Origin of the sequence: Acidiphilium sp. PM, from assembly GCF_000219295.1 — a bacterium.
GTDB lineage: Bacteria > Pseudomonadota > Alphaproteobacteria > Acetobacterales > Acetobacteraceae > Acidiphilium > Acidiphilium multivorum.
Window position 1 is genome coordinate 1 of sequence record NZ_AFPR01000415.1, and the last position, 1367, is coordinate 1367.

2 protein-coding genes and 1 pseudogene are annotated in these 1367 nt (G+C 73.3%); 2 read left to right on the forward strand and 1 reads right to left on the reverse strand.

What is annotated here, in order from left to right; all coding sequences use genetic code 11:
* A partial coding sequence (locus tag APM_RS13130; RefSeq protein WP_007423851.1) for a cation transporter occupies positions 1–722 on the reverse strand: 722 nt, incomplete at its 3' end.
* A 156-nt stretch (positions 723–878) separates the two neighbouring features.
* On the opposite strand from APM_RS13130, the gene APM_RS13135 reads away from it, so the two are divergent.
* Both APM_RS13135 and APM_RS13140 read left to right on the forward strand, forming a co-directional pair.
* Positions 879–1085, forward strand: coding sequence for a heavy-metal-associated domain-containing protein (locus APM_RS13135; RefSeq protein ID WP_007423852.1), 207 nt, complete (start codon positions 879–881; stop codon positions 1083–1085).
* A gap of 16 nt (positions 1086–1101) precedes the next feature.
* A pseudogene (locus tag APM_RS13140) lies at positions 1102–1367 on the forward strand (pyridine nucleotide-disulfide oxidoreductase); the annotation flags it as partial.

Sequence of the window (1367 nt, forward strand, 5' to 3'; positions counted from 1 at the left end):
GCCGTGGTCGGCCGCAGCGCCTCCAGCGCCTTCAGCGCCGCCCCGGTCTGCCGCCGCGCCCGCGCCTCCAGCCACTTGCCGAACAGGATCAGCGTTGTCACCGTCGCCGCCGAATCGAAATACAGCGGCGGCGCGCCCCGCCCCGTCACCCAGGCCTCGGCCAGCAGCACCGCGCTCAGCCCGTAGGCGGCGCTGGTGCCGAGGGCGACCAGCAGGTCCATGTTCCCCGAGAACGCCCGCGCCGCCGCCCATCCCGCGCGATAGAACCGCGCGCCCAGCCAGAACTGCACCGGTGTGGCCAGCAGCAGCTCGGCCCATCCCGGCAACATGAAGCGCGATCCCGCCATGTGCAGCGCCATGGCGCCGACCAGCGGCACGGTCAGCGCGGCGGCGACGATCACGTGCCGCAGCTCCCGCTGGCCTTCCGCCGCCCGCCGCGCCTCCTCGCCGGCGGCCGCCTCCGGCGCGTCCGCCACCGTGCGCGCCTCGTATCCCGCCTTGCCGATCGCCGCGATCACCGCCGCCGCGTCGAACCCGTGGCCGGAGATCCGCGCCCGCTCGTTGGCGAGGTTGACCGACGCCGCCGCCACCCCCGGCACCTTCCGCGCCGCCCGCTCCACCCGCGCCACGCACGAGGCGCAGGTCATCCCGCCGACCGAAAGGTCGATCACCGTGTCCGCCGCGCTGTCCTGGCGCGTCGCCGCGCCGCTGATCTGGTCCATGGCAAGCTCCTTCGCCGCAGCATATGGGTTTGCCATCGTGGGAAGGTCAAACCCGCGCCCCCCGCGCCGCGCATCCCTGCCCCCATCCGCCGGCCTTGACCTTTCCCCGTGGGCAATCGCCATTTGCATCATGCATCGCATGAAAAGGAGCGAACCATGATCGAGCTCAATGTAGAGGGCATGACCTGCCAGCATTGCGTCCGCGCCGTCACCGAGGCGGTGCGCACCGTCCATCCCGGCGCCGAGGTCGCGGTCGATCTCGAAACCGGCAAGGTGCGGATTCCCGCCGCCGCGGCGCAGGAGCAGCCCGCCCTTGTCGCCGCGATCGAGGAAGAGGGCTACAAGGTGACATCGTCACCCTGAACCCGGAGCCCGGCGCTTGCCCGTCCGTCACCTTCTCCTCGTCGGCGCCGGCCATGCCAGCATCGAGGTGCTGCGCAGCTTCGCGCTGGCGCCGGTGGCCGGGCTGCGGCTGACCGTGCTCACGCCTTCGCCCGCGCTCCGGTATTCGGGAATGCTGCCCGGCATCGTCGCCGGCCATGCCGATCCGGCGGCGGGGACGATCGACACGGCCGGCCTCGCCCGCGCCGCCGGCGCCGCCCTCTGCGTCGACCGCGCGAGCTTCGTCGATGCCGGCCGCCGCCG

Coding starts and splice junctions, on each gene's coding strand:
- APM_RS13135 (WP_007423852.1), top strand. CDS start 879: ATGATCGAGCTCAATGTAGAGGGCATGACCTGCCAGCATTGCGTCCGC.